The sequence below is a fragment of the uncultured Campylobacter sp. genome, from assembly GCF_938045775.1.
GTDB lineage: Bacteria > Campylobacterota > Campylobacteria > Campylobacterales > Campylobacteraceae > Campylobacter_B.
The window spans coordinates 1-5,726 of sequence record NZ_CALIBH010000071.1 but is presented as its reverse complement, the minus strand read 5'-3'; the positions used below and the strand labels follow the sequence as shown (position 1 = coordinate 5,726).

The following is a 5,726-nucleotide window of genomic DNA, read 5'->3' as shown; positions in this document are numbered from 1 at the left end:
GGTCAGGGCGAAGCAAAGCATGGTCGCAAGCGCAGGATTGATCATGCCCGCGCCCTTGCAAACGGCTGCAATGTGAAATTTCTCGCCGTTTTCTAAAGAAATTTCATATGCAAGCTCTTTTTTTATCGTGTCGGTAGTCATAATGGCAGTGGCTAGGGCGTTCGAGTTTCGCGCCGAGAGGTTAAAATTTTGCGCGGCGGCGATAATTTTTTCCTTTTTAAGGCGGTATCCGATGACGCCGGTCGAGCTCATGACGGGGTTTATCAGAGGGATTTTTTTGCCAAGCTCGCTAAAAATTTCATCGATATCGGCGATGCCTTGCTTCCCGGTCATAGAGTTTGCGTTTTTAGAATTTACGAGGATAAAATTCGTTTTAAGCTCCCCTCCCGCGCGCTCTTGCGCCCTTTTGAAATGCCTAATCGGCGCGGCTTGAAATTTATTGCTCGTAAAGATCGCGCTTACGGCAAAGGGCTCGTCTGCGCGGATAAATCCCAGATCGTTACCCTCTTTTTTAAAGCCCGAATTTACGCCGTCAAAATAAAAGCCCTCGACATTTTGCAAGCCACCCTCGAGCTTAGCGATTTTAAACATATCTCATCTCCTGTGGCTTGTATTTGCTGCGGATGAGCTTTTTGGTATTGCGGATGCCCTCTGCCGTGCCGATAACTAAAAATTTCACCCCAGTACCGATGAGGTAGTCGCCATCCGGCATCGGGATAAAGCGGCTGTTGGGCTCTTTGATTCCCACGACATCGGCGTTTGTAAAATCGCGCAAGCGAGTTTCTTTTAGGCGCTTGAAGCGGATCCACGAAAAATCGGGCACCGTAATCTCCTCGATATCGATAAGCGAGTCTTTTTTATACAAAAATCGCTCCAAAATGTTTTCCATATCGGGGCGCACGCTGATCGCAGAGAGCCTTTGTGCCGCGAGTTTGGATGGTGAGACGATGGAATTTGCGCCGAGTTTTTTTAGCCTCTCGGTGTCGCTGTCATCATCGCTATTTGCCATGATGAAGTATGGGGTGATGCGACCAAGCTCCTTTTCGTATAGGCGCACGAGCGAGATTATTGCGATATTGTCGGCTAAATTCGGACTTAGCGTGATGACGGATTTTGCAGATGACAGATGGGCTTTTAGCATCGTGGTTTCTACATGCGGCTCGCCTACGATGAAATATGGATAGCGGTTTTCCTCGGCGATTTTGGCTAGAGCGGGATCAGGGTCGATCACGACAAAAGGCAGATGATTCTCGCGAAACTGCTTGGCAAGCTCGGCGCAGTAGATGTTGTTGTAACAGATAATGTAGTGGTTTTTGAGCCTTGCGATGTTATTGATCATTCGTTGCTCCCTAAGTAAATTTTGAAGTTTGCCGTTTTTTATGACCTCGACGACGACGCCCAGGCAAAACGAAAAGGTTCCAAAGCCCATGAGGATGAATAAGACGGTAAAAATTCTACCCGCGGGCGATATCGGCGCTACTTCGGTAAAGCCTACCGTCGTAAAGGTCATACCCGCCTGATAAAAGGCATCCACGAGCGAAAAGCCCGCTATAAAGACATAGCCTAATGTGCCGATTAGCATCATCAGCACGATGGTTATAAGTGGTAAGCGAAAAGGACGTAGCTGGTCGTAAATTTCTGTGTAGAGGTTGATGTCCGGCTTAGTCGAGCCGGACCAGTCGAGGAATCGCTTGATCTTGTCCAAAACAGACATAAATTCCTCTTTAAGAGGTTATTTTGATTGTTTTTTCATAGTTCGTAGAGTTGAGGCGGCGACTTTGATTCGTCTGGTTGAGCCGTCTTCTAGCTGAACGCGGATGGTGCGTAGATTGACCTGGAATTTCTTTTTGGTCCTGTTATTTGCGTGGCTGACGTTGTTTCCTACCATCGCACCTTTGCCGGTGATTGCGCATCTTCTTGCCATAATAAATCCTTGATGATTAAAATAAATGGCGATTATAGCGAAAAAATTTCAAATTATGCTTAAAATCCGCCGCGGTTTAAATTTAGCGAAATTTATGACAAAACTAAGTAAAATTCCGCATCTTGAAATTTTAAAGGAATCTTAATGTATGTCGCACCCAGCATTTTATCGGCGGATTTCGGCAGGCTTGCGGAGGAAATTCGCGCAGTCTGCGAAGCGGGCGCCGATCTCATTCACGTAGATGTGATGGACGGGCATTTCGTACCCAATCTCACGATCGGACCGCTTGTAGCAAGTGCGGCAGCAAAGGCGAGCAGCAAGCCTTTGGACATCCATCTGATGGTTAGAAACGTGCCGTTTTTCGTTGATCTTTTTTTGCCGCTAAAGCCGAAATTTCTTAGCTTCCACATCGAGGAGGAGACCCATCCGCTGCGCCTCATAGATCACATACGCCGCAGCGGCGTCTCGCCCGCGGTCGTGCTAAATCCGCACACTCCGCTTAGCGCGCTGGAGTTTATTTTGGGCGAGGTCGATATGGTGCTTTTAATGAGCGTCAATCCGGGCTTTGGAGGGCAGAAATTTATCCCCTCGGCGCTTGAGAAAATTAAGCAGCTGCGCGAGCTGATCGATCGCAAAGGTGCCAAATGCCTCATCGAGGTCGACGGCGGCGTAAATGGGCTCAATATCGCTGGTATCGATGAAGCTGGCGCCGACGTCGTGGTAGCGGGCAACTACATATTTTCTTCAAACGACTACGCGGAGGCGATCCGTGCGCTTAAAATTTAGGCGCGGCACAGGGGTAAAATTTTGACGCATAGAATCGAAAATCTCATAAATTTACTGGCTCAAAAGAGCATAAATTATTACGATTTTATCTCAAAAGCAAGCGACATTGCTGAAATTACCGAGCTTTTCGAACCCAAAGATCTTTCGATGTGGCGGGCGCTGGGCATAGAGATAATAAAACTAGATAGCGGCAAAATCACGCTCAAAACCCGCGAGACGGACATAGACGATCAGGAATTTTGCTTCGTGGATATCGAGACGAACGGCGGGCTCTCAAACGGCCAGATCATCGAAATCGGCGCGATAAAAACGCGCGGCACGCAGGAGCTGGATCGTTTCGAGAGCTTCGTTTACGCGCCGGTCGTGCCCGAAAATATCACGGAGCTTACGGGGATCTGCGCGGACGATCTGGCAGGCGCGCCGCCTCTAGCTAGCGTGCTGGAGCGGTTTAGGCTGTTTTTAGGCGATAGCGTTTTTGTGGCGCACAACGTCAAATTTGACTACGGCTTCATCGACGCTAGCCTGCAAAAATGCGGCTTTGGAATGCTTTTAAATCGCAGGCTCTGCACCGTCGAGCTCGCGCGCCGCACGATCGAGGCGCAAAGATACGGGCTCGGCTCGCTAAAAGAGCTTTTAGGCGTGCAAAACGTCCACCACCGCGCATTTAGCGACGCCGTTTCCTGCTTTGAAATTTTTAAATTCGCTCTAAAGCGGCTGCCGTGGAGCGTGCAAAGCACCGAGGATCTGATACTTTTTAGCAAAACCGCAAAGAGCCTGGCGCTGCCTAAGCCGCAGATTTCGGGGCGCGGCGAGGGTGAAATTTTATAAATCGCGCGTCGAATTAAGAGATGAAATTTTAGTGAAATTTCGCACCGCCGTTTGAGAGATAAAATTTGCGCTTTTAAGCGGCGACGCTTTAATCTGCGCGGATTGCGGTAGCGCAAATTCGATCCGAGCGATTTTGGGCGGCGCAAATCGGCGCGTATGGGCCTAGATTTTGAAATTTTACCCTTGCCGTAGCGATTGAATGCGCACAATCGCGGCGGCGCAAATTTAAAGCGCTACTGCGGCGAGATGTGATTGTGAGCGAACCGAAACGGCGCGAATTTAAGCAGGTGCAGTTTTAAATCGTATTGCGATCGCACCGAATTTAAGTGCAAATGCCCGCAGCGGCGCCCTTTACGTATGCCGCTGGCGGATCATGCGATTTTAATTTGCTCGGGCGGGTGCGGCAGCGAGCGCTCGTGGAGCCTTTTTGCTTTCGTGGCTTTTGATCTTTGCGGCGATAAATTTTGCGCCCGCCTGCGGTTTTACAACCTTGCTTCAGGCGAATTTTATGAGCGCTTGCAGTCGCGCGGATGCGTCCGAAGCGTCGCGCGTTTTAAATTTAAAATTTAGCCTAGGCGCGCGAATTCGATGCTTTAAACTCTAAAATCAATAAATTTTGCCCGCGTCTGCGCGTCTTTTGCATCCTAAAAGCGATAAATTTAGCGTGCCCGCACTGCCGCCGCAGATACGCTAGGCGCGAGGGTTTTCTGTATTCGTCGCTTAGAATTTTGAGATTTGATTTTAGCTTGACGACCCGATCGGTACGTGCCCGTGCTGAAAATTTTAAAATGGAGCTTTATAAAATTTTTTGGCGTCGATCAAAAATGAAATTTCATAAATTTTTATCGCAAAACACAGCGCGATCGGAGCAAATTTAAACGCAAGCCCGGCTTTGTCCTAGCGGCGTACGGAGACCGCATCCGCACTAAATTTAGCGATAAGCAAATCCGCGATCCTAATAATACGAATTTTACGCAGACGCAGCCCGCCTCTCATCAAAGCGTCATCGGAGGGCTGGCAGGCTTTGCGAGCGAGCGGAGTAATGCGCCGCCGCCATCTTTGCAGAAGCGCGATTTTGCGATTGAGCGGTCTTTTTCGCCTCAAGACGGACATATCGCGGGCTAAAATTCGAAATGAAGTTTATAAAGCGGATCGCTGCTTTTAAATTTACGTTGCAAATTCCATAGGCTAAGAATACGGCGTTAAATTTTAAAATTCTGTCTGTCTTAATCATGCCTTGAGGTTATGTATTGCGAGGGTCCACGAGTCGCTTGATTGGAAAATGAGTTTTAAATCATTCCTAGCGTATATGCTCGCGCAGTAAAGTGAAATTTTGCGCTGAAAATTTCACGCCGCTATTTCACCGTCGAGCCGTCCGCTGTCTTACCTTTCATCCGATCACTCCGTATTTTTAAACGCGCTAGAATTTCGGAAAAGCTCCGCTTTAATGTAAAATTTTATCTACCTACCATGGTCTGTGGTTGATGAAATTTAGCCGCACGCCGCGAGATGCGTGATATTTGCTTGCCGTGTATGCGCGTCATAGCCCGTATCCTCTTACCGCTACCGTCGCTTTACCAATGTCCATCGTTGTAGGCTTTCGCCTGCTTCTTCGCGTATATTTTTGCGCCTTGCAAGCTGCGCGTCACCCCATCTGCGTCAAGGCTGCGCCGCGTTTTTCAAAAGCACGAAAATTTATCCTGCTAAAATTTTCGCTTCTTCGCCGCGTCGTCTGACGCGAGCCGCCACCGCGCTGTATCCCTTGCCCGCGCTCGCCGCACTCTCTGCAAGTTTTAGCGCCCGCGCCTTAAAATTTCAGCCCAAAAAGCCCTATTTGGCGCCGCGTCCGAGCAGAAATAATCTCACTGCTTGTTCGGCGACGCGGGCTAAATTTTGTGTCGCGGTCTCTTTTTCCATCGCGCGCTCAAGGCTCATAGGTTCGTTTAGGATGCAAAAAAATGCGCCTATGCCTCGCTCATTACAGCCGCCGGCACAGGGCGAGATACCGCCTGCTAGCGCGATTACGGGCACGCCGTAGGAAGCGGCGATCTTCGCGACGCCGCAGGGGGTTTTGCCCATCGAGCTTTGAAAATCGAGCCTTCCTTCGCCTGTGATGACGAGCTCGACGCCTTTCATATCGCGCTCTAGCCCGATCTCTTCGGTGATGATGTCGATGCCCGGCTTAAGC

7 protein-coding genes are annotated in these 5,726 nt (G+C 49.3%); 2 read left to right on the top strand and 5 right to left on the bottom strand.

Annotated features, from left to right (window positions below):
• The 3 genes from Q0238_RS02405 to rpmB form a co-directional block, all read right to left on the bottom strand.
• Window positions 1–591 (bottom strand): bifunctional ornithine acetyltransferase/N-acetylglutamate synthase (locus Q0238_RS02405; protein WP_297942580.1); only part of this gene is annotated, 591 nt, incomplete at its 3' end.
• Window positions 584–1,714: a potassium channel protein gene (locus Q0238_RS02400; RefSeq protein ID WP_177387602.1), complete on the bottom strand. Its 1,131-nt coding sequence runs from the start codon at window positions 1,712–1,714 to the stop codon at window positions 584–586. The genes Q0238_RS02400 and Q0238_RS02405, both read right to left, overlap by 8 nt.
• 18 nt (window positions 1,715–1,732) lie before the next feature.
• A complete protein-coding gene (gene rpmB / locus Q0238_RS02395) occupies window positions 1,733–1,924 on the bottom strand; it encodes a 50S ribosomal protein L28 (RefSeq protein WP_040304421.1) in 192 nt (63 codons plus the stop codon).
• A 144-nt stretch (window positions 1,925–2,068) separates the two neighbouring features.
• Here rpmB and rpe point away from each other — a divergent pair, with 144 nt between their 5' ends.
• On the top strand, window positions 2,069–2,710 hold the full coding sequence (rpe, locus tag Q0238_RS02390; protein ID WP_297942578.1) for a ribulose-phosphate 3-epimerase: 642 nt from the start codon (window positions 2,069–2,071) through the stop codon (window positions 2,708–2,710).
• A 21-nt stretch (window positions 2,711–2,731) separates the two neighbouring features.
• On the top strand, window positions 2,732–3,538 hold the full coding sequence (locus Q0238_RS02385; RefSeq protein ID WP_297942574.1) for a 3'-5' exonuclease: 807 nt from the start codon (window positions 2,732–2,734) through the stop codon (window positions 3,536–3,538).
• Window positions 3,539–4,541: 1,003 nt separating this feature from the next.
• Here the strand turns inward: Q0238_RS02385 and Q0238_RS02380 are convergent.
• Together Q0238_RS02380 and Q0238_RS02375 are read right to left on the bottom strand one after the other, a co-directional pair.
• The gene (locus Q0238_RS02380; RefSeq protein ID WP_297942571.1) at window positions 4,542–4,772 is read right to left on the bottom strand and encodes a hypothetical protein; all 231 of its coding nucleotides are present in this window, start codon (window positions 4,770–4,772) and stop codon (window positions 4,542–4,544) included.
• Between the two features lie 596 nt (window positions 4,773–5,368).
• Window positions 5,369–5,726 (bottom strand): glycerate kinase (locus Q0238_RS02375; RefSeq protein ID WP_297942568.1); only part of this gene is annotated, 358 nt, incomplete at its 5' end.